Source organism: Pyrococcus kukulkanii (assembly GCF_041647995.1).
Classification (GTDB): Archaea; Methanobacteriota_B; Thermococci; order Thermococcales; family Thermococcaceae; genus Pyrococcus.
Window position 1 is genome coordinate 21,547 of sequence record NZ_JARRIB010000005.1, and the last position, 20,035, is coordinate 41,581.

Below are 20,035 nucleotides of genomic sequence, written 5' to 3' on the forward strand. Positions count from 1 at the left end.
TGTTGATTTTTATTATTCACCAATTTTTAAACTATGACCTAAGACGGGATTCCATGTCTTTCAATACTTCCTCTAGGCTTTTTCCAGCCAAAAGAGATTCCAAAGCTAACGTGTCCAACGCGACGAATTTCTTACTCGATAGTGATGCGGTGTCTTTCTCATCAAACTTAGAAGCTACCTCATAGGCCTCCTTGATTTTATCTGAGTAGAACTCTAAGGGAAGTATTTGAACAAGCGAAAAAGCCAAGAATGTGCGATATTCAAAGTCCTTTGCGAACTTTTTGAGTTTGCAAGTGTGCCGTCTGAACTCAAAAATTATCTCTTCCGGAGCAAAGAGCGTAATTTCGTGTTCTTCAAGAAGCCTGAACGCTTTTGATTTCCTACCAGACACAATTATTGAGAACAGGATGTTACTATCAACCACGACATTCATATCAATCCCATCTCTATGTATTTGCGCTTAATCTCACTCCAAACTTCTTCTCTTGTTTCTTCAAAGGGTTTTTCATCTAGCGGGATACCCTTAGCAAGAGCTTCAAGAACTATTCGCCGGGATATCTTTCTTCCAAGCCCCTCTGCTATCCAAAGTTGGGCCTCTTGTTCTGAAACCCAATCAGGAACTTTCACGTTTATTGTCTTCATAGCTGAACATCCTTATCTCCGAGGTTTATATAATTTTAGGGTCATGTGGAAGTTAGTAGCGCATCTCTCTTAGATAGAAGCACAAGTGAGAGTATTCAGAGAAAAAGTTCATAACTCAAAACCAGGCCTCCTAATCTTTATAACTTCCCTGTTCACCAAGGTTGGGGGAACTTCTCCCCTCTTGAATGCTATTAAATTCCTAGCAACCAACTCGGCCATCCCCTCCCTAGCCCCGAAGGTTGCGCTCCCTATGTGTGGAGTTAGAACCACGTTCTCAAGGCTGAAGAGCTCCTCATTGTAGTACGGCTCCTCCTCGTAGACGTCAAGGCCAGCCCCGGCTATCCACCCTTCCTTCAGGGCCTTTATCAACGCCCTAGTATCGACAACCTTGCCCCTAGCTACGTTCACCAGGATTGCTGTGGGCTTCATCAGCTTAAGCCTCTCCTCGTTTATCATGTACATCGTTTCCTTCGTTAGGGGAACCGCAAGAACAACGAAGTCGCTCTCCCTCAAGAGTTCTTCCAAGGGTTTAAACTCTGCATTCAGCTCTTTCTCCACCTCGGGCTTCCTCGTCCTTGAGTAGTAGAGGATTCTCATCCCAAAGCCTTTAGCCCTTCTGGCTACGGCCTGCCCTATCCTCCCAAAACCCACTATCCCTATCGTTTTTCCGTAAACGTCGTAACCCAGGAACAACTTCGGATGCCAAGCTACACCCTTTCTCTTCCACTCCCCCGTCCTAACGAACTTATCCCCCTTGACTAGGTGCCTTGCCGTTGCCAACAGTAAAGCGAACGCTAGGTCGGCCGTTGCGTCGGTGAGAACGTCAGGTGTATTAGTTACGTAGATCCCCCTCTTCGTGGCCTCTTCAACGTCGATGTTGTCGTAGCCAACGGCATAATTTGCAACTATTCTGAGCCTTGGGGCATTCTCGAACACTTCCCTGTCGATTCTCTCGCTCAGCATTGGGACTAATGCGTCAACGTCTTTAACCCTCTTCAAGAGTACGTCCCTGGGGATTTCCCTTTCCTCTTCCCAGATCTCAACTTCAAACTCCTTCTCCAGCAACCTTATTCCATTCTCGGGAATTTCCCTAGTGATGAAGACCTTCGGCTTCACCCTCACCACCAAAAATTTTATTCTTGGGAGGACAAATAAATCATGATGATAGAAGATTTACTGAAGGTAAAAGAGGCAATTGAAAGTGGGGATATTGATAAAGCGCTGCAATTGTCTGAAAAAATAAAGGACCAATACTGGCGCTCTTACGCCCTAAAGTGGATCTCCCAGGAGTTGGCTAAGAGAGACCCTAAAAAGGCGAGGGAGATAGCGAGTTCGATCCCTATTACTTCACTCAGGAGCGAAACCCTCCTCTACTTATCTTACGAGCTTTCAAAGATGGAAAGGTTTAAGGATGCCGTTGAGAGTGCCAAGCTCATTCCGGATTCTTACACGAAGAAGAAAGCCCTAAAGAGGATAAGCTCTGCTATAGCCGATGCCCTAAAGAGTAAGAACATCCTTGAAGTAAAGCTAAGCGATTTGGGATTGGATGAGGATGATGTAGAGTTGCTTAAGCCTCTCCCAAGGGGAATCAAGTACGAGGACGGGAAGTTCCTTGTAGATGCCGAGATCATTAAGGCGAGCGGAGAGTTTCACAATGAAGTCGTTGAGGTTGGCGATGAAATTGGAGAGATGGAGAGTCCAGAGTTTGACGAGCTAACCCAGGAAAATGTTACCCCTGAAAATCTCCCCGAGCCCTTCAGATCATCGCTCCTGGAGCATATCGGCCTTGAGTACCTTGACGAGGGAGAGGTTGATAAGGCAGTTGAAATCTTGGAGAGGATAAAGGTCGGAGGGCCTCTACCTAGGCTACTCTTTTTCCTGGGTAAGAATCACGATGTTACAAAGGTCGTTAGGCCCATAGATAAGGTTCTCTTGGCTTATAGATTATTACTCCTGCTCCCAGAAGAGGACTCTTTCCCAATGCTTGAGCTCATATTCAGGGATTTAAGATCCAGAAATCCAGGAAAGTTCATAAGACTACTAAAATTTTTCTCCTTTGAGCTTCTAGAGGAAGGAAAGATGCTCAACAATCCAAAATTGATAGAAAAGTCAAGAAAGCTATTCAAGGAGGCTCAGCGCCAGAGCTCGAGCTTTTCAATGAACCTCTTGGCGTAGCGGATGTCCCTCTCAAGCTCGGCCTTCTGAAGGAGTTGCCTCTCAATTGCCCTTATGGCATCGTGTACAGCTTGAATGGCACCCCAGGTTTCTCCCTTAGCCACGAACACTCCCTTATCGGTAACCACCCTCATCCTTGCCTGGTAGAGGTGGACTCCCCTGAACTTCTCGTTGAACCTCCTTATGTACAGGTAGATTATCCCCTCGTTGCCCAGAAGGTCAGAGTAGCCGTCGACGAACCTCTTTATGTCGTTGATTATCCTCTCCCTCGTGAACTCGCTTAGGGCTGAAGCGTCACCACCGAGCTGTAGGTAGAATTTAGCCTCCTTCTCGACCATCCTTGATATTGGTAGCAGGAGATCCTTAACTGTGAGCACTCCAACGACCTTGTTGTTCTCATCTACAACGACCAGACCATCTATGTTGTTGTCCTTCATCGTCGCTACGGCCTCTCTAACCGTTGCATCTGGAAGGAGTGTTATGACTCCCTTTATCATCGCCTCCCTGAGCTTCATGCTGAACGGAGGTATCTTCTCGCCGACCAGCTCCCCGGTCTGGGCCCTAAACCTTGGCTTGATGAATCTTATTATTAGATCGTGTAGCGTCACGAGGCCCTCAAGCTTCCCCTCTTCGTCAACTATTGGAATTCTTGAAATGGCATGATCTCTCATAGTAGCTAAGGCCTTCGCAACGGTGTCATCTGGCCCTAGTGTTATAACATCCTTTGTCATGAACTCCTCCACCTTTCTCTTACCGAACTCCTCAGCAACAACCCTCTCAAGCAGAGCTATATCGCTTATTACACCTATTATCTCAGCCTTGCTTTCACCAACCGGAAGGGATCTTAAATCGGTCTCAAGCATTAGCTTAGCTGCGTGGCTTAGATCATCGTTAGGCTTAACAACGGGAGCCGGCTTATACACGTCCCTAACCTTCGCCTTAGTTGGATCCCACTTGAGGTGGGATCTTATAATTAGATCCTGGGTTAGGACGCCTTTGTACACGTTGTCATCGAACACGAGAATTAGATCTGGGTCTTCCTTCTCAATAATTCCAATTGCCTCAGAAAGAGGCGCACTTATATCTATCTTCGCGTACTTGTCCGTCATAACTTCCTGCACCTGTATTCCGACCATTCCTGGCCACCTCCTGACAATTATTATTTTGGTTCTCGCTCAATTTAAACCTATTGACTCCGATAAGATTTTAGTAAGAAAAGGTTAATAAAACTTTCGTCACACTAACTCTTTGCCCGTAGTCGTCATCACTAGTTTACCGTGCTTAACTCCCTTGAGGCTTAGAAGCCTGTCAGCGATCTTCTTTATCTTCTTGGCCTCCCCTTTAACGACCACCACCTCCAAGCAGTTGTGCTCGTCCATGTGAACGTGCAGGCTTGCAACTATCTCATCAAGGTACTCGTGCTGCAGATCAAGGAGCTCCTTTACGACGTCAGCTTCATCGTGGTTGTAGACCATGGTTATCGTTCCTGCAACCTCCTCATTTCCAACTTCCCATTCATGCCTGACTATGAAGTCCCTTATTAGGTCCCTTATTGCCTCGCTCCTATTGGTGTAGCCCTTCTCCTCGATTATCCTGTCGAACTTTTCTAGGAGCTCTTCAGGTATGGAAACTCCAAATCTAACCAAGTTCATGCAATCACCATGATAAAGTTTCGATGAGAGTTAAATATTTATGCACGTTCACGATTCGTGAACAATTCGTTCACAAAATGTGAAAGAAAAGTTCATAAATTGTGAACGAAATTCACCCAATATGTACAAGCTAATTTCAACAAAGGAGCGAGTTGAAATCTTGAGGTACATTCTCGAACGAGATACCATTAGGGTAGAGGAAACGGCAAAAAAGCTCGGAGTTAGTAAAGGTCTTGTATCAAAGCTTCTCCATATGTTAGAAAAGGAAGGTATTGTAAAAAAAGAGGGGAGGTATTTCAAAGTAATCCTGAACCCAAAAACAAGGGAACTCAAGAGATTTCTAAACTTCTTAACCCTATACCCAAAACTTTCGCAACTAAGAGAAGAGTGGATAGAGGGTTTAGGCATATACGGAAGTTTCTCAAGGGGAGAGAATAAAGAAGGTAGTGATGTAGATATCTGGATATACACCCAAGGAGAAGATATGATAAGGGTAGCAAAGTTCCAAAGGAAGCTCAGGGACACTTTAAAAAGGGAGGTTGATTTGCTTGTCCTTACGCCGAAAAAAATCGAAAGACTAAAAAAAGAAGATCCAATTTTTTACTATAGCTTGATCTATGGGTCGATAATAATATGGGGGGAAAACCTTGGACAACTTTAAAGTTTGTGTAGAGAAAGGACTTCTGAGAAGAGTTCCTCCTTCAACTGAAAAAGCTTTTCTCAGTCTAAAAAGGGCCGGAGAGTGGCTTGTGGAAGCTGAAATGAATTTAAAATTGGTTCATACAGAACTTCATTAATTGCGTCATACCTTGCCATGTTTCATTCTGCGAGGGCTTTACTTTTCAAAGATGGGTGGAGAGAAAAGAGCCACTTCTGTGTGGCCAGGTTCCTTGAGGAATTCTATGTGAAAACGGGAAAACTAGAACAAGAATGGGTAGACTTGCTTGACAGAATGAGAGAAATTAGACATGCCGACCAGTACGACGTCAGCTACTCGCCTACAAAAGATGAAGCTGAGGATGCATTAAGGTTAGCTAAACAATTCGTGGAGAAAATTGGGAAGTTGGTGCGGGGGCGGGGATTTGAACCCCGGAACCCCTACGGGAGGGGATCTTGAGTCCCCCGCCTTTGACCAGGCTCGGCAACCCCCGCTCTTGCTCAATTATGAGAAGGATGGATATGCCTTATAAACTTTATCAGAGTAGGAAAAGAAGATGGTAGCCCCGCGGGGATTCGAACCCCGGTCGCGGGATCCAGAGTCCCGCATGCTTGGCCGCTACACCACGGGGCTATGGCCATTTTTCTCTCGATAATCGGGATTTTTAAACTTTACGGTGCTATTGAGAAAGATAAAAACTGGAAGTGTCTCCAAAAGGTTAATATAAGGGAAGGAAGAAGTTGAATGAAAGGTGAGATATTATGATACCTCCAATATTTTTCACCCAAGCCCAACCTTCTAAGACCATTCTAGGAAATGATAGAAGAATGTGGGTTGTTGAATGTTTAAGAAAAAATCATGGAAAGGCCGAGATTGGAGAGATAGTTGATTACATAGCCAACTTGGAAGGAAATAACACAAGGAGGCACAGGAAGAGTATTTACGTAAGCCTGGTTCAGACCCACCTTCCCAGGATGGAAAGGGAAGGGATAGTCAAGGTTAATAGGGGCACCGTTGAGCTACTAGATGTACCCCAGGAAGTTGATAGGTACATGAAGATCAAGAAAACCTCAATCACCTGGCCCCTTCTTTATGTAACCTTCTCGGGGGTTGCCCTGATAGCTTCCCTACTTAGGAATAGTAGCGAGGGAGTCATAATATCCCTCCTCCTTCTTGGAGTGGCAATTTTCCACTGGATTAAAGCTTCTGAACAATGGTAATTACCCATTACCAACATCTTAATTCGGAACTACCTATATACTAGGTCGTCAAAATCCATGATTGGGTCTCACCATGAGACCCAGAACGAGTGGAGATGGAGAAAGTGAATAAATTTGGACTAGCCATATTTGGTCTAGTGGCCATATTTGGCCTCGTTCTTGGGGCCGGGGCCAGTTTTAGGGACTACAACGCAAGCAGAAGCGTCCATTGGGACGTAGTAACTGATGACACCGAGCTAATTGACCTAACACCAATCCAGCCGTACTCGTACATCAACGAAACCACTGGAAAGTTAGTAATTGACTTCTCAGCGAACAATCCCAACTACCCAGGGTACGGAGACGGAATTAGCCCAAGTGCAGAGTACAACTTCGACGAGGTTTTCGGAGTCAGCAACCACCTTTGGGAGGACGTGGATATTGTCGTGGAAATTAAGTCCACCAACAGCAACATAGAGCTGTACGGAGCAGATGGGGGCGTTTATTCAGTGGATGATGGCAACCCTGCGACAGCCAGCGACTCAGCTAGGGACTGGATTTGCTTTGTCGTTCCTCACAACAACATGGTAAAGATAGGAATTGACCTTTCAGCCGATGGAGACAGCCCCGGAGACTTTTGGACCGGAAATATAGTTATTAAGGCATACAGGCTTGGCACTGAGCCTGCTTACTTAGCGGGCAAGTGCGGGCAGCCGGTGCCATGAAGGAGGTATGAAAAATGAATAAGTTATTTGGGTTTGCCCTGTTCTTCGCAGGGCTAATGTTAGCGGTTGGCGCTGGAGCCAACTTCAGGTACTTTGAAGCAAGTAGGGATGCTACAGTAGCCATAGTGTCGGATGACACCGAGCTTATTGACTTAACACCACTGCAACCCTATGTCTACCTGAACAACGGAAAGCTAACTGTGGAAATTTCGTCAAACCATCCTGACTACCCAGGGTACGGAGCAGGCCTTAGCACGGACAGTATCTACGTGTTTGAGGAAATGTTTGAAGTTAGCAACGAACTGTGGGAAAATGAAAACGAAGACTACCCAATTTGTGTAACTCTAAAGGCCGACAATGGAGTTAAGTTGTTTGCGGGCTCATATGACAACCCAACAGCAGGACCGGCAGGAACTATCAGGGTTACAGTGTACCACGGAGACCCAGTAAAGATAGGAATGATCTTCAACACAACGGGACAGGGACTTGGAGGTCACCAAGTGCAAATTGACGTGACCGCGGTAGCGGGTGAATGCACTCAATGAAGGGACTTCCGTCCCTTCTTTTTAAATCTTGGTGGTTTAAGCTATGAGGGCCTCCGAAATTTTATTCTCAATTGTCATCCTTACCCTAATAATTCCCTCAATAGTTGGCTTCTTCTTGGGGAGGCCCGTGTTCGTTTCGTACGTTTATTCCGATAGCATGTACCCCACCCTTAAGAGGTGGGATGTCTTCTTCATAAACCCCCTATCCAAGGGGGACGTCGGTGATATAATAGTCTTCAACCTTTCGGGCAAGTGGACGGTTCACAGGGTGTACGCGATAACCGAAGAGGGTTACATAACCAAGGGAGATAACAACGTTGCCACGGATCAGCAAGACGGCAAAAACCCGCCAGTTCCGAGGGATCAAGTTATTGGGAAGGTGATAACTGTAGGAGGAAAACCGGTAAAGATTCCGGGGCTTGGAAAGCACGTAAACTCGCCACTTGGAATGGCCCTCCTTGGTGCTGCGGGTTTGCTTTCAATACTCTCAGACTCCTCCGAGGTTAAGAGGAGGAGGAAGAGGGTTATAATCACGACGGAACAGTTGTACGTTGGACTTGTGGGCTTATTGGCTATGGCCATAATCTTCGTCGGCTCGATGAGCTGGGGAGGAATTGACGTAACCTATGCCTCCACGTTGGCTGGAGGCCAAAGAGAGGGCTGGTATCTCCCAGGGAGCGTGGTAGAGAAGAACGTTACCGTGAGTAACCCCACGTACATTCCAATGCTCATAATAGCTGAAGGGAAGGTTCTGAAGAGAACAACGTTCATTTTGGGCGGGCACGAAGAAGTCTCGGTTCCAATCAGGATAGAGGTTCCCGAGGAAACAAGGATATACACGGAGAGGATAAACATATACTCCTACTATCCCATACTTCCCCCCTCGATAGTGGAGGGACTTTACTCCATAGACCCGCACCTGCCACTCATCGTTGAGGGGTTGATAGTGTTCTTCGGCATGCTCGCGATAAAACCACTCCTCGGGGAGCCCGAGGTAATAATGGTTAGGAGATCTAAGAGATGATTAGGAAGATATTTGGGTTGTTACTCATAGCACTCGCCGCATTATCTATTTCAGGATCATCATCCACGTTTAGGAGTTACACCGCGGAAAGGGAAGTTCTCGTGAAGATCGGAGAGGATCCGCTGATAGACGTTGAATGCCTAGAGAATGGGAGTATAATCATAACGAACAACATGAACGTTCCAGTTGACTTCAGGGTCTTCTGCCTTCCCTGCATAATGCCCAGGGATTTCACTCTGCTACCGAGGGATGAGAAGATGATTGACGTGTGTTTATTTTACTATATCAAGGCAAAGTGGGACGGAGGAGGAGCGAAGATAAAAGGATGCTGCATTCCTCACTGCCACCATCATAGAAGGGGTTGTAAAGGATGATTAGGAAAGAGTACTTGATAGGAGGCATATTCGTAGCATTCCTCCTGATGAGCTTCGCATCCTACCTGATGAAGGAGGGATACGAGAAAACAACTTTAATCGAACAGGTGGTTCAAAGGGGGGAGCTCAAGCACTCAGGGTACTTAGCCAACGACACGGTGTACGGAAGGGTTGCGAGCCTTGAGTACTACCCAACGAAGATACTCGAGGCAATACATGGGAACTACACATATTCGATAGAGCCAAGCGAAAGCGGTTCCTATTACCTCGTGGGCACCGCCTCGTACTACGTAACCAAGGGGAAGGACAGGATATACCTCGTGAACGAGACGCTGTTCTCGACCAAGGGGAAGTTGCTTAACGGAACCTTCAGCCAAGGTTTCAGCATAAATTTGACGGAAGTTGGAGAGAGAAGGAGAGAACTCGCCGAGGCACTACAGCTTCCAAGGATACTGTACGAGGTCAAGGTTACTGCTAAGGTCAGGACGAAGGAGGGAGAGTTCGTCCAAGAGATGCCGATAGTCGAGGACACTAGCGGACTGACGTACATCAAGAACACGGAGCTTGAGAAGAAGAGGAACATAGTAGAGACGAGTACCGTGAACAATAAGCTGCTTGGCATGAACGTTTCGACCGCGAGGGTTGTGTTCCCCATATTGGCACTAGTTTCGGGGATAGCCCTCCTTGTGCTGTGGAGGCCTAAGCCGAAGAGGAAGATAAATGCAATAGAGGGCATGCCAAAAGGAATAAGCTCAAGGGTTCTCGTCAACGACGAGAAGAGCCTTAAGAAAATAGCGAAGATAATTGGAAGCCCAATTATTCACTACACACTTGACGGGGTCGACGTTTACGGGGTGATAGATGGGAGCGTTATATACGAGTGGTGGAGCCTCAAGAGCGCTGAGCCTGAATCCAGGCAATGAGGATTATGATCCCCGCCCCTATCGCTATTCCTATTATTAGGGTCAGCCAGCTCCACTTTGTTACCACCTCCTTAACCGTTGTCGTTGCGGTGAAGGTTACTGGAATCTGCTTCGTCGTGATTATCGTCTGAGTCACGGTCTTCGTGATGTTGCCAACGCTCATCGTTATTGTCTTAGTAACCTCATTTGTCACCGTTTCCGTGCTTGTAACTACGGAAACCCCACCGCTTGACTTAAGAACCCTGATTTTAAGCTTGACTTCATCTATCGGCCTGCCGAATGCCTCAAGCTTTCCGACTAGCGTGTAGTTACCTGGGGTAACGGCCACGAGCTTTAGTGTGGAGTTCCCTTTAACTACCGGAACCTTGACTTCCCCTCCCAAGACCTCCCCCTGCGATATTAAGCCAACGCCATCGGGAAGCTCCAAGGTTAAGTTCCCCAGGAAGCCCGCTGGGGCCTCCAGTGACACGTTTACTTCGAAAGGAACTCCAGCAGGAACTTCCCTTGGGGAAGTCACGACGAAGTTGACGTTTACGGGACTAACGCTGACGAGGGGCTCGTTTGAGGAGAAGCTAATCACCTTAAGGCCACCGCAGGCCAAAGGATAGGGGATTGGGGCTACAACATCTGCTTTACCTAGGGAAATCGTTCCGTTCCTTAACGCAACGACCTTGAATTTAAGCGTCTTTTCCTTTCCTGGTTCCAGCTTGTCTATGTAAACCTCGTCACCACCAAGAACCTTAAAGTCCTTCCCTGGGGAAAACGTTAGGAGGGCATTATAAACTGGACTTGTCCCCACGTTCTTAATTATTACATTGACAACCCCAGGAACGAGTGCGGTAAAGTTCTCCTGGGGAATGATGGTTACGTTTAGCAGGGCAAGGTACCTCGGCTTCTCCCTTGGGTTGTAGAAGGTTATGAAGGTGGCCTTCTTACCGCTTGAATCCTCGCTCGTGTTCAAAAGGCCTACACTTATCCCATCGTACGTTACCGGGCTTATCCACTGGGAGCTCGCCCTGACTACTCCGTCCTTAAGCTCGTCGTGGCAGGAATTGAGGATGGAGATGTACGCTACGCCATCGGCTATGCCGTTCACCCTAACTATGTAGGGACCAAGGGCGTAATCTTTGCCTTCATAAACCGTGAATTCCCTCGATGGGTCATAGGAAACGTTGATCTGAAGGGCCCTCAGGTAGACCTCGATGGATATCCTCGGATCGCACATGTTGTTGACCATGATGCACCTGAAGCCGATGTACTTCACTATGAACTTACCAATTACCTCGCTCTCTCCCTCTTCGATCTTGTACTCCTTCCCACCGTACTCTACGGAGATGACGCTCGAGGTCTTATTGTTTACAAGGGTCATGTTTATTCCCTTGATCTCAAGCCTGAGGTTTTCATAGGTTACGTTGTCCCCCACCTTAACCTCTCCCCTGAACAAGAGGGGCCTCGGGGTTATCGTTATCGAATAATTGGCGAAGTCAAACTTTGAATCCTTAAACGTCTTCTCCTCACCATTGTACGAGGCAAGAACCTCAAAAGAGTCCACATCAACATCCTCAACCTTCAAAGTTAAGTTGCCAACCTCAACTTTCTCGCCAACGAAAATTGGGGGAAAGGTCATGTTCACGTACAGCATTGGAGGTTCACTAAAGAAGACCCTAAGGACGGTGACGTTGGAGTGGGCAAATTTGTAGAGCCCACCGAGCGGGATGGAGTAGGAGCTTATGGATCCGTTAAACTCTTCCTGAACGTAAACCTCCCCGCCCATGTCAACGTCCACGAATCCTAAGGTAACGTTCCCAAACTTTACCCCCTCTCCCAGGCTCACCCAGCCCACGAATGAAGATGCAAGAACCTGGGGAAGGAAAGTTAGCATCAACAGTACCGCAAGCACTTTCCTCATCGCCCATCACCCCATCAATAGCAAAGCTAACCTACTGCTACCAAGCTGCATGAACCTCGCCATCAACTCCTGACCTACGTACATTCCAGTAGCAAAGACCCAAAGCAGGATCACGAAGTAGTACAGGGAGCCGAGTATGTGCCCCCCATCCGCAATCTTTATGGCCATGGCCGAAAGCAGGGAGTGGGCTACCATTATGACCAACATGGAGATCGTGAGTAGTTGCATTCCTGATGGGGGAATAATGTGGATTATCTCCCCGATGTATTCGGTTGGTACCTGAAGCTTGCTGAAGAGATCGTTAATTGACACCGCAACCTGGAACGATGCAGCTAAGGCGAAGGCGAATGCACCGGTTAAACCGAGTATTATTCCGATGAAGCTTGAAACGCTCTGCTGCCTTTTCCTCCTAAGACGAACGAGCCTCTCGAAGTTCCTGCTTATGACCTTACCAACGTAGTCCGGTTCAGCACCGAGCCTCAGGCTCTCCCTGAATATCTCTGAGAATATTCCAATGAGCCAGCTACCGGTTTCAGCTATGAAGAAGTCCCAGGCCCTCTGGGAGTCGACCCTAACGGCCAACCTCCTGTAGAGGGCCCTTATGTCTTCAGTTAGAGTTCCGAAGTCGTGAGCGCTAAGGTACTTGAGGACGAGTAATGGGGATGCGCCACTTGCCGCAAGGGAGGATGCAAAGCTCCTTATGAAAGCTGGGAAGTTCTCATCCTTCCTGAATATCGAGGCCTCCTCCTTCCTAACGACGTTGCCAACGTACATCAGGGGAGTTAATGTTAGGGCTATAACGAACGGAGTTGGAAGGGAGAACCTCGGCCTTATGAATGCCATATAAACTAGGAAAACCACGGGAACGAGAGCAATGGATGTAACTAAAGCCCTCTTTATCTTCTCCTGCCTCGGGGTCTTGACCCTAACCTCGGCCCATATGGGATCCTCTGGCATCCTGTACTTTATGACGAGTAGCGTTCCTATCTCTGCAGCTAAGATCAGGAAGATTAGGTAGAGGGCAAGCCTCCCTATATTTTGTCCTGTGATGATGGGGCCGATGATTATGAAGGCCGCCGCGAATACCACCGAGATTATGATCGACTCGTATATCTCCTTGAATATGTCAAGGTCGTAGAGCGCACCCTCGTAAAATGTCTGGAAGTCGTCCATGACCGTTTGCTGCTCTTGGAATAAATAGTCCTTAAGCTCGACACCGCTATCAAGAGAATATGCGAGCCTATCAAGGAAATCAGCAAAAACTCTGCTTGGGGTTCTCCTCGCGAGGAATCTAAATGCCTCGGGCATCGAGCGGTGGAGCTTGTCAACTATAATGTACACCTTCTTCAACTCACTAGCTATTGCCCCAAGCTTTGGGTCACTCGCTAGAACCCTAAGCAGGTCACTCCTACCTATCTCGCTCGTCGAGAGAACCGCGAAGTACGTTATGAAGAAGGGCAGTTTGGAGTTTATGCTTATCCTCTTGGAGTCGGCCATCAAGTAGGGATAGGCAACGACGTACAGTGCCAAGATTATGGGGATGAGGTACATGAACAGCCTCAAGCCCGTGGGTAGAGCTATCAGCCTGTTGAAGATGCTTATAACTATGAATATTACAGCAGAGCCAGCTAACCCCGGAATCAAAATTTTCTTTATATATTCCTTGGGGTCAACGTCCGCTTTGACGAATATGCTGACCCTCTCCTTGGGCATGGCATCACCTCACAGTCTGAAGCTCAGGCCCTCGATACCCTTCTGGTAGAAGGCCTTGATCTCCCTGTACACGTCCCAGTAGTTGAATATCTTCAGCTCAACCATCCTCTGGATTATCCTCGCCCTAAGGAAGAGCTCGTCGTAGATATCCTTCGGATCCTCGTAACCGGCAATCTCGGCTATCTTCCTCTCGAGGATGTAGGAGTTGTTCATGCCCCTGAATATGTGCTTGTCATTTACTGGATCCCACTCGAAGACGTTCCTAGTTGCGACTCCACCGAGCTCCTCATAGTAACCTTCAATCTCAACAACCGTAAGAACCCTCCTGAGGAACTTGCCCTTAACGTACACTGCCTGCTGGAATAGGGCGATGTTGAGGTTGTCTATGAAGGTTATCGGGACGTTTATTGGAGAACCGGTAAAACGCTGGATCATCTTCTTAATGTCACCGGCGTGGAAGGTGCTCATGACAGGGTGGCCTGTCTGCATGGCCTGGAATGCAATTGCACCCTCGACACCTCTGATCTCACCGACGATGATGTAGTTCGGCCTCGATCTTAATGCTGCCTTAAGCAGATCAAACAGCGTTACCCTGCTCTCCTCGGGCCCCCTCTCCCTCGTCACGAGCCTCTGCCATGTTGGATGGGGTACTTGAACCTCGGGAGTATCCTCGGCTGTAAACACCTTCGAGCCGGGCTTTATGAACGGGATTATGGCATTGAGGGTTGTAGTCTTACCCGAAGCAGTCTCACCGCACACGAATATGCTCATGCCGTACTCTATGGCGAGCCAGAGGTATGCCGCAATCTCGGCACTCATCGTTCCCCAGGCAACTAGCTGGGTAATGCTCAGTGGCGTTGCTGCGAATTTTCTTATCGTCGCGCTTGGACCCTTCAGTGAAATGTCTGGGGAGTAGATTATGTTTATACGCGACCCATCGGGAAGGGCACCATCGACGATAGGATTTCTATCGCTCACAGGCCTTCCAATCCTCTCGGAGAGGTTCTTGAGGTAGTCAGCCAGTTCAACGTTGTCCTTCCATTTTATGTTCGTCGGCAGGTGCTCGAATATCTTGTGGACTAATGATACATAGTGGGCGCCTATTATGTGGATATCCTCGATGTAGGGGTCTCTAGCTAAGGGCTCGAGGGGGCCGATTCCAATGATGTCCCTCTTGATTAGGTAGCGGAACTTCTCCATCTCCTCCTTAGTTATCGTGATCCCCTTCCTACCCTTAACAAGGGAGAGAACAGCCTCCTCAAAAATCGAGTCAAGAAACCTCTCAAACTCCTCCTGCTCCTCGGGAATGTCCCTATTAGGGGCGAGCTCAAGGATTCTATCCTTTATCATCCTGTACTTCTCTTCCTCCTCCCTCGTCTCTATCCTGGGCTCGATAACTATGTACTGCTTCTCGGTCTGAGGGTCACCATAGATGTGGATGAATATTGGATCACCAACTGGATAAATTATGTTTGGGTAGGGAATCTCCTTCATGTCCCTACTTAGTTGAACGTGAAACTCGGGAACTTTACCGTACTTCTTTCTAAACTGCTCCACGTACTTCCTAAGGTGGGGGTTCCTCCTCATTGCATCCTCCAATGTTTGGGAAACAGCCTCAGCCATCCTCACCACCCCCTCTCGCTTCACACCACAGCCGCAATCTCAACCACGAGCCCCACCTTAGGTTCCACCCTGAAGGGTATAATCTTTTGGAATACACCCTTGGCGTTGTTGTACTTCACTATCGTCGCCGAATTCTTCAGGTCACCACCAAAGACCCTAACGTTGAGGCGCATAAGTAGGGTTGATGCCTCCTCGAGGAGAAATAACACATCCCTGGGGAGCTCTTCTGGGTTTGCCGTGAGGACTATGACCTTCCCCAGGCTTGAGAGCCTCTTTATGTACATGAGAAAGTTCCTGACGCTCCTAACCTCCTGCTCTCGAGAGAGCACAGATGAGAATGAATCTATAACGACAATATCCTGCTCCCATAACCTCGGCTCGCCCAACAACCTGCTCAGAAATTTCCTCTCCTCGCTCACCCCACTAAGTAAAGGGTAGAGCGAGACGAAAACGAGCTTTTTTCTTATGAGGAAAGGGATAACATCATAGTTAATGGACATCATCTGCTTCACGTACTCCACGGTCGTGTACTGGGAGGAGATGTAACTTGCGGTGTACCCATTCATCAGGAAGCCGTAAAGGAGCCTCTGGGAGAAGATTGATTTACCCGTCCCCCTGTCCCCCTCAATGAGCATTATTGTACCCGCGGGAATGCCACCGCCAAGCCTCCTGTGAAGCTCATCGCCCTTTAGGTCGATCCTTAGTAGCTCCTCGACCAAGATGATCACCCCCAGTTGCTGATTTTAACTCTTGACCCTGAATATCAGGACCCTCTTCTTACCGTTCTCAAGCACCACCTGGATCCTGTGTGGGACTGTGGTATTCAATGCCTTTCCAAGGGTAACCTTGATGACGCCCACTTGGTAGGGCTGAAGGCTGGTTATCGCATTTCCAGCCGTATCAGTAAAGGTGAGGTTTGAGGAGGGGATCAGGTTACCGTCTATAAAAACCTGAATTGACTCGGCGTTGAATGGGATTGGCTCTTGGCCTATGTTCTTGATGTAAAACGTGTAATAATAAGGACCTGTCCCTTCTTCAACTACCGCGTTGGGATCGTTGATTATCGCGAAGTCGATTCTAAGGTTATCGGCGAGCTCAACCCCCCTCACCTTCATGCTGTTGGCTATGTCGTTGGTGACGTAAGCCAGGGCCCCCGCAACGCTCCCTGCCACAATCACTGCAACGATGAACATGATTAGCTCACTCGCTGGCCCACCTGCAGCCATTCAGCTCACCTCCACTGGGCACTGGGTTGAGGCTGAGTCGACAACGTACTCGGTTCCATTATAGTGATAGGTGACAAGTAAGGTGCAACCGTTATCAAAGGCCAAGACGACCTGATTTGAGCTACCACTCATATCGGCACCACCGGGTATTGTAACGGTGTAATCGTTGCCGGGGATCAGATAGTTGAGATCAGCGAAACCAACGTAAGTCCCGTTGTGTAAGACATCAACCCTCCCAGGAATAGTCTGACCCAGGAATTTGAAGGTAAGGTCAACATTACTATTATTTGTAGAGGGGGAAATCGAAACATCCCCAATCTTAAAATTTAGCTGGGAAAGCTTGAGGGAATACCAAAACTCCCTGGCAGCCTGGACTTCACTGTAGGTGTTGTCCCATGCCGTGTAAAGGGTTCCTACCGCGATTAAAAAAGATATAAAGACTATCGCTGCACTCGCTGAAACGCTGAACCCCAATAGTAACCCCTCCGGTCAGACACCGTAGAACTCATCCAAGGTTTTTTCTAGCATCTTGACCTCTCTTTCAAGCTTGTCGAGGACGTCCCTCGTAATCCTCAGGCCCCTAAGCCTCTCTATGAACAGCAGGCTTATCAGGTGGTCCTGAACGGTGAGCTTCTCAGCCGGCTTCCACTCTGGATCCCTGTGGTGCGGCCTCGTTCCCCTTGCAAACCTCAAGAGCTGGTTGAGGACTTTCTCGCTTATCCAGCCGATGTCGTAGTAGAACTCGAGGACCTTTTCAAGGTTCTGCATGCCGACCCTGTCTATGAGGAAGCCGAGCCACTTCAGTGCTATCATTATGGAAACCACATCCTCAGGTATCTCCTCGAGCCTTGCCTTCTTGGGCTCTTCCTCGAAGAGAATGCTCGCAATGTCCTCCGGGATCTTCATCTTTTCGGCCATCTCAACACCACCCTCCTCAACTTTTTCAGGATGAGCAGGAGCCTCCTCAACTTCTTCAACAACTTCTTCAGGGGTTACCTCTTCAACTTCTTCGGGCTTAACTTCCTCAACAACTTCTTCTTTTTCAACAACTTCTTCAGGCTTGGCTTCTTCCTCTATAACAACTTCCTCAGGCTTAACTTCCTCAACCTTGACCTCCTCTTCAGCGGGCTTTTCGGCTTCAGCCTCAAGCTCCTCTAACTTTTCATGCAACTCCTCAACTTCCTCGGGCTTGACCTCCTCCCCCTTCTCAATCTTCTCCTCGAGCTCCTCAACTTTTGCTTTCGCCTCCTCAAGCTTCTCCCCAGCGATCTTGGCCTCAAGCTTCTCCAACTTTTCATGCAACTCCTCAATCTTCTCGGTTATCTCCTTGGGGACTTTCTCTTCCTTTGGCTTCTCCTCGAGCAGCTCCTCAATCTTCTCTATCTTCTCGCTGACCTCAGCTGCCTTCTCGGCAACCGCCTCGGCCTTCCTCTCGTGGACGGCAAACTTCTTCTCTTCCAAAGCCTCAACAAGCCTTGCGAGCTGGGAACTCAGGTCGCTAAGCTTCTTGCCGAGCTCGTCAACCCTCTTGCTTATCTGCTCGTACTTTGCAGCCTGGCTTCCGTAGGCATCAAGGACCCTCTTGACTATCTCGTCAAGCTGCTGTGGGGTTAAGGAATCTTTCTTTGCCATGAGCTTCTCCCTCAGCTCTTCAATGACGACGCTGGGAACCTTGCCCTTAAGTTCAGATAGCTTTGCATTGATCTCTGCATCCGTGACGTAACCGACCTCCATACATCACACCTCCGCGAGGACATCATACAAGATCGAGTCTATATCAACACCATAACCCGCGAGCACCTTTATGTCGTTCTTGACCTTGGCGAGCTCCATCTTTAGCTCGTCAATCTGCTTCTTGAGCTCCTGTATCTCACTGCTGAGCGATGACTCCTGGCTCAGCTGCTCCTTGAAGGGGTTTATCTCCTGGGAAACTACTTCGTACAGCATCATGATGTCCTTTATCGTCTTGTCGAGCCTCTCTATCTCCTCCCTGAGCTCCTGGATCTGCTTCTTTACGTTGTCGATGCTTATCTTCACCCTAGGTAGGTCGTTCTCGATCTCGTTGAGCCTCTCCATTATCTGGCTTATCTGCTCCTCCTGCTCCCTGTTCTCAACCCTCTCCTCTAGCTCCTCGACTGTAACCTCTTCAAATGTCTCTTCAGTTCTCTGCTCCTCCTTCTTTTTCTTCTTGAACAAAGACGAAAGGAACTCGAGGGCCATAGGCCCCACCTCACTGTAGCTCTATTGCAGTGCTTGAGTACGTTGGTGGAGTTAGGAAGTCTATCACCGTTGCCGCACCGTGCGGCGGTATTATCTTCCCTATAACCCTAACAGATGGCGGGATTCCATTGTATTTTGAGAATACCTTTCCAGTATTTACTAGCAATGCTGCTAAATCGCCCGTTGTCAATGATGGTGAATTCTCGTTTGAAGTCATGCTCTTGTCTGTGTCCAGTAGAACCACAACCCCAAATGTCGTATTTGATAACTGATTCCATATACCTAGGGTAAAGATATTGCTTGCTCCGCTAGTTGATGAGTTGAAGACGTCAGGCCCCCCATAGGAAAGCACTGCCATCTGGTCCTTAACAGTTAGTATTATCCTTGTCTGGTTCAAATTTACTGGTTCACTACCAGCATTTAGGCTGACATATATAACAAGTTTAGTTATGTTACTCCTGATTTTTTTTGATGTTGAGTTTTCTGGAGCATATCCCCAAATTGAGATCAACCTAATACCACTTGAAACGTCAATAGTTGTCTCCCTGCCAACGCTTAAGGCCCTCTGTTGCAAATTTCCTGCCGTTGAGATGAGAACTCCTGCGGCTACTGCAGCCACTAGCACCATTGCTATGAAGACTATGAGCGTGCCAATGCCTATCGCTCCCCTCCTCATCTGCTACCACCTCACTGCAGTAATATTACATTTGAGTTAAACGTTGAGGGTGTTACGAGGTCTATCACGCCAGCGGCACCTACTTCGGGAATTACTTTCCCTATAAGCCTAACACTAGAGCCAATACCATTCTCGCCCGTCTTCTGATCCGTGAATATTTCAGTAGATAGGCACAACGCAACTACATCCCCCCACTCAAGCGCTGGGTGATCCTCTGTCATCTTGTTACCTCCATCTTGGATAACGACGACGGCGAAGGACGTGTTAGTGGCGTTTTCCCAGACCTTGGTTATGCTAAACAGGTCAGTTATAGTCCCGTTGTACAGCTTCCCACTATAGTTGTAAACTACAAGCTTCTTCCCGTCCGTTAACACTATCTTAACCTTGCTTAAGTCGATTCCATTGCTTCCCGAGTTCGGTGCAACGAAAATTGCTAGCTTTGTTATCGTGCCGTTACTTGGAGTTGAGGAGTTGACGTACCCATAGACATCCAAGATTTTGATTCCGCTAGCGACTTCCTGGGTCGTCTGCCTACCAGTGGCCTGAGCCTTTTGCTGGAGATATCCCGCTGTTCCAATGATAACTCCTGCGGCTACTGCAGCCACTAGCACCATTGCTATGAAGACTATGAGCGTGCCAATGCCTATCGCTCCCCTCCTCATCTGCTACCACCTCTGAGAACGCTTTTCCATGAGGACGTTAAACAATAATGAAAAAGTTATATAGGGAAAGAAGAAGTTAAAGGGCTACT

The 20,035-nt window shown here is 48.0% G+C and carries 24 protein-coding genes, 2 tRNA genes and 1 pseudogene; 10 read left to right on the forward strand and 17 right to left on the reverse strand.

Translation table 11 applies throughout. From position 1 onward, the window contains the following. Positions 1 to 31: 31 nt before the first annotated feature. The 3 genes from P8X24_RS09960 to gyaR form a co-directional block, all read right to left on the reverse strand. Positions 32 to 433, reverse strand: a complete 402-nt coding sequence (locus P8X24_RS09960) for a PIN domain-containing protein (protein ID WP_372915854.1) — start codon at positions 431 to 433, stop codon at positions 32 to 34. Further along, positions 430 to 642 carry a hypothetical protein gene (locus P8X24_RS09965; protein ID WP_372915856.1) on the reverse strand — a complete coding sequence of 71 codons (213 nt, stop codon included), beginning with the start codon at positions 640 to 642 and terminating at the stop codon, positions 430 to 432. Before P8X24_RS09965 ends, P8X24_RS09960 begins: the two co-directional genes overlap by 4 nt. A 108-nt stretch (positions 643 to 750) precedes the next feature. Then, positions 751 to 1,758: a glyoxylate reductase gene (gene gyaR / locus P8X24_RS09970; protein WP_372915858.1), complete on the reverse strand. Its 1,008-nt coding sequence runs from the start codon at positions 1,756 to 1,758 to the stop codon at positions 751 to 753. A 45-nt stretch (positions 1,759 to 1,803) separates the two neighbouring features. On the opposite strand from gyaR, the gene P8X24_RS09975 reads away from it, so the two are divergent. Beyond that, the gene (locus P8X24_RS09975) at positions 1,804 to 2,817 is read left to right on the forward strand and encodes a hypothetical protein (protein ID WP_372915860.1); all 1,014 of its coding nucleotides are present in this window, start codon (positions 1,804 to 1,806) and stop codon (positions 2,815 to 2,817) included. Here P8X24_RS09975 and P8X24_RS09980 read toward each other — a convergent pair. Both P8X24_RS09980 and nikR read right to left on the reverse strand, forming a co-directional pair. Beyond that, entirely contained in the window at positions 2,775 to 3,953 is a 1,179-nt protein-coding gene (locus P8X24_RS09980; RefSeq protein WP_372915862.1) for a CBS domain-containing protein, read from the reverse strand. The genes P8X24_RS09975 and P8X24_RS09980 overlap by 43 nt on opposite strands. 99 nt (positions 3,954 to 4,052) lie before the next feature. Continuing rightward, a complete protein-coding gene (gene nikR, locus P8X24_RS09985; RefSeq protein WP_372915863.1) occupies positions 4,053 to 4,469 on the reverse strand; it encodes a nickel-responsive transcriptional regulator NikR in 417 nt (138 codons plus the stop codon). A gap of 79 nt (positions 4,470 to 4,548) precedes the next feature. On the opposite strand from nikR, the gene P8X24_RS09990 reads away from it, so the two are divergent. The 3 genes and pseudogenes from P8X24_RS09990 to P8X24_RS10000 all read left to right on the forward strand — a co-directional run. Next, positions 4,549 to 5,130 (forward strand): nucleotidyltransferase domain-containing protein, encoded by a 582-nt coding sequence (locus P8X24_RS09990; RefSeq protein WP_372915865.1) that lies wholly within the window; start codon positions 4,549 to 4,551, stop codon positions 5,128 to 5,130. After that, entirely contained in the window at positions 5,117 to 5,266 is a 150-nt protein-coding gene (locus P8X24_RS09995; RefSeq protein ID WP_372915867.1) for a hypothetical protein, read from the forward strand. Before P8X24_RS09990 ends, P8X24_RS09995 begins: the two co-directional genes overlap by 14 nt. 17 nt (positions 5,267 to 5,283) lie before the next feature. Continuing rightward, positions 5,284 to 5,466: pseudogene (locus P8X24_RS10000) on the forward strand (HEPN domain-containing protein); the annotation flags it as partial. A gap of 67 nt (positions 5,467 to 5,533) precedes the next feature. Here the strand turns inward: P8X24_RS10000 and P8X24_RS10005 are convergent. Both P8X24_RS10005 and P8X24_RS10010 read right to left on the reverse strand, forming a co-directional pair. After that, a tRNA-Leu gene (locus P8X24_RS10005) sits at positions 5,534 to 5,621 on the reverse strand. A 63-nt stretch (positions 5,622 to 5,684) separates the two neighbouring features. Next, a tRNA-Gln gene (locus P8X24_RS10010) sits at positions 5,685 to 5,760 on the reverse strand. A 128-nt stretch (positions 5,761 to 5,888) separates the two neighbouring features. Here P8X24_RS10010 and P8X24_RS10015 point away from each other — a divergent pair. The 6 genes from P8X24_RS10015 (at position 5,889) to P8X24_RS10040 (ending at position 9,917) form a co-directional block, all read left to right on the forward strand. Beyond that, positions 5,889 to 6,347, forward strand: a complete 459-nt coding sequence (locus P8X24_RS10015) for a DUF7344 domain-containing protein (RefSeq protein ID WP_372915869.1) — start codon at positions 5,889 to 5,891, stop codon at positions 6,345 to 6,347. A gap of 95 nt (positions 6,348 to 6,442) precedes the next feature. After that, a complete protein-coding gene (locus P8X24_RS10020) occupies positions 6,443 to 7,051 on the forward strand; it encodes a DUF1102 domain-containing protein (RefSeq protein ID WP_372915871.1) in 609 nt (202 codons plus the stop codon). Positions 7,052 to 7,065: 14 nt separating this feature from the next. Further along, a complete protein-coding gene (locus P8X24_RS10025) occupies positions 7,066 to 7,596 on the forward strand; it encodes a DUF1102 domain-containing protein (protein ID WP_372915873.1) in 531 nt (176 codons plus the stop codon). Positions 7,597 to 7,639: 43 nt separating this feature from the next. Next, entirely contained in the window at positions 7,640 to 8,620 is a 981-nt protein-coding gene (locus tag P8X24_RS10030) for a signal peptidase I (protein WP_372915875.1), read from the forward strand. Then, positions 8,617 to 8,994, forward strand: a complete 378-nt coding sequence (locus P8X24_RS10035; protein WP_372915877.1) for a hypothetical protein — start codon at positions 8,617 to 8,619, stop codon at positions 8,992 to 8,994. Before P8X24_RS10030 ends, P8X24_RS10035 begins: the two co-directional genes overlap by 4 nt. After that, positions 8,991 to 9,917: a DUF5305 family protein gene (locus P8X24_RS10040; protein ID WP_372915879.1), complete on the forward strand. Its 927-nt coding sequence runs from the start codon at positions 8,991 to 8,993 to the stop codon at positions 9,915 to 9,917. Before P8X24_RS10035 ends, P8X24_RS10040 begins: the two co-directional genes overlap by 4 nt. Here P8X24_RS10040 and P8X24_RS10045 read toward each other — a convergent pair. The 10 genes from P8X24_RS10045 to P8X24_RS10090 are packed head-to-tail and all read right to left on the reverse strand — an operon-like array spanning position 9,886 to position 19,946. After that, positions 9,886 to 11,826 carry a hypothetical protein gene (locus tag P8X24_RS10045; RefSeq protein WP_372915881.1) on the reverse strand — a complete coding sequence of 647 codons (1,941 nt, stop codon included), beginning with the start codon at positions 11,824 to 11,826 and terminating at the stop codon, positions 9,886 to 9,888. The genes P8X24_RS10040 and P8X24_RS10045 overlap by 32 nt on opposite strands. Positions 11,827 to 11,832: 6 nt before the next feature. Next, positions 11,833 to 13,539, reverse strand: a complete 1,707-nt coding sequence (gene flaJ / locus P8X24_RS10050) for an archaellar assembly protein FlaJ (RefSeq protein WP_372915883.1) — start codon at positions 13,537 to 13,539, stop codon at positions 11,833 to 11,835. A 9-nt stretch (positions 13,540 to 13,548) separates the two neighbouring features. After that, positions 13,549 to 15,162 carry a type II/IV secretion system ATPase subunit gene (locus tag P8X24_RS10055; protein WP_372915885.1) on the reverse strand — a complete coding sequence of 538 codons (1,614 nt, stop codon included), beginning with the start codon at positions 15,160 to 15,162 and terminating at the stop codon, positions 13,549 to 13,551. Positions 15,163 to 15,182: 20 nt separating this feature from the next. Next, positions 15,183 to 15,881: an ATPase domain-containing protein gene (locus P8X24_RS10060; RefSeq protein WP_372915887.1), complete on the reverse strand. Its 699-nt coding sequence runs from the start codon at positions 15,879 to 15,881 to the stop codon at positions 15,183 to 15,185. 24 nt (positions 15,882 to 15,905) lie between these two features. Continuing rightward, complete coding sequence (locus P8X24_RS10065) at positions 15,906 to 16,388, reverse strand: flagellar protein G (RefSeq protein WP_372915889.1); 483 nt, start codon at positions 16,386 to 16,388, stop codon at positions 15,906 to 15,908. Then, positions 16,389 to 16,862 carry a flagellar protein gene (locus P8X24_RS10070; protein ID WP_372915891.1) on the reverse strand — a complete coding sequence of 158 codons (474 nt, stop codon included), beginning with the start codon at positions 16,860 to 16,862 and terminating at the stop codon, positions 16,389 to 16,391. A 15-nt stretch (positions 16,863 to 16,877) separates the two neighbouring features. After that, the gene (locus tag P8X24_RS10075; protein WP_372915893.1) at positions 16,878 to 18,122 is read right to left on the reverse strand and encodes a FlaD/FlaE family flagellar protein; all 1,245 of its coding nucleotides are present in this window, start codon (positions 18,120 to 18,122) and stop codon (positions 16,878 to 16,880) included. Positions 18,123 to 18,125: 3 nt separating this feature from the next. After that, positions 18,126 to 18,608, reverse strand: coding sequence for a flagella accessory protein C (locus P8X24_RS10080; RefSeq protein ID WP_372915895.1), 483 nt, complete (start codon positions 18,606 to 18,608; stop codon positions 18,126 to 18,128). Positions 18,609 to 18,618: 10 nt separating this feature from the next. Further along, positions 18,619 to 19,284, reverse strand: coding sequence for a flagellin (locus P8X24_RS10085; RefSeq protein ID WP_372915897.1), 666 nt, complete (start codon positions 19,282 to 19,284; stop codon positions 18,619 to 18,621). 11 nt (positions 19,285 to 19,295) lie between these two features. Beyond that, entirely contained in the window at positions 19,296 to 19,946 is a 651-nt protein-coding gene (locus P8X24_RS10090; RefSeq protein WP_372915899.1) for a flagellin, read from the reverse strand. Positions 19,947 to 20,035: the final 89 nt, after the last annotated feature.